Origin of the sequence: Ewingella sp. S1.OA.A_B6, assembly GCF_049889095.1 — a bacterium.
In the GTDB taxonomy this organism is placed as follows: Bacteria; Pseudomonadota; Gammaproteobacteria; order Enterobacterales; family Enterobacteriaceae; genus Ewingella.
This window is the reverse complement of the sequence record NZ_JBLJFK010000029.1, coordinates 1-1,129: the sequence shown is the minus strand read 5'-3', so window position 1 is coordinate 1,129 and position 1,129 is coordinate 1. Positions and strand designations below refer to the sequence as shown.

Genomic DNA, 1,129 nt, shown 5'->3' with positions numbered 1-1,129 from the left:
CAGTGCCAGTCTAAACTGAAGTATCCGGTCTTTCTTTCATCTCACTGAGAGGCATATCAACCATGAAAAAGACCCGTTATACCGAAGAACAGATAGCCTTTGCCCTTAAACAGGCCGAAACCGGCACTCGGGTGGAGGAAGTGTGCAGAAAGATGGGGATTTCTGAGGCTACTTTTTACAATTGGAAGAAGAAGTTTGGCGGGATGGGCGTAACGGAACTGCGCCGTTTGCGGCAGCTTGAGGACGAAAACCAACGGCTCAAGCGTCTGGTGGCGGACCTCAGTCTGGATAAGGAAATGCTGCAGGACGTCATCCGAAAAAAGTTCTGAGGCCGGTGCAGAAACGCGAGGCGGTCGAATACCTGCTGGCGGCGTACCGCATCGGGGTTCGCAGGGGATGCCGGCTGATGATGCAGAGCCGAACGGTCTACAACTACCGCAGCTGCCGCGATGACCGGGCCCTCACGCAGCGGATACGGGAGATTGCAGAAACCCGCATTCGTTATGGTGTGCAGCGGATCCATATCCTGCTGCGGCGCGAGGGCTGGCTGGTTAACCACAAGAAAACCCATCGGATTTACTGTCTGGAAGGGCTGAACCTGCGGTCAAAACGCCCGCGGCGGCACGTGACGGCCAGGCACAGGCGTATCCGCCCGGCCGTGACCGCTGTGGATCAGTGCTGGAGCATGGATTTCGTTGCTGATAATCTGTTCAACGGACGCCGGATCCGTGCCCTGACTGTAGTCGATAATTTTAGTCGTGAATGCGTGGCGATCGAGGTAGGCCAGGGACTTCGCGGTGACGATGTGGTCGCCGTGATGGAACGGATCAGGCAGACACAGCAGCGTGTACCACAGCGGCTACAGACGGACAACGGCAGCGAATTTATCTCGAAAACGCTGGATCGCTGGGCGTATGAAAACAGGGTAACGATGGACTTCTCACGCCCCGGGAAGCCCACAGATAACGCCCTGGTTGAGTCATTTAACGGCAGCCTGCGTGATGAATGTCTGAACGTGCACTGGTTCCTGTCACTGGAAGATGCTCAGGAGAAGATCGAGCACTGGCGGCAGGAATATAACCAGTACCGGCCACATTCCTCGTTAAATAACCAGACTCCGGCAGAATTT

General features: G+C 55.7%; 1 protein-coding gene. It reads left to right on the top strand.

The genetic code is table 11. The features are described from left to right. Nucleotides 1-62 precede the first annotated feature (62 nt). A protein-coding gene (locus ACMV8I_RS21300) for an IS3 family transposase (RefSeq protein WP_498867141.1) occupies nt 63-1,129 on the top strand; the annotation gives its coding sequence in 2 pieces (ribosomal slippage) (nt 63-324 and nt 324-1,129; 1,068 coding nt annotated over the 2 pieces). This gene is flagged as partial in the annotation.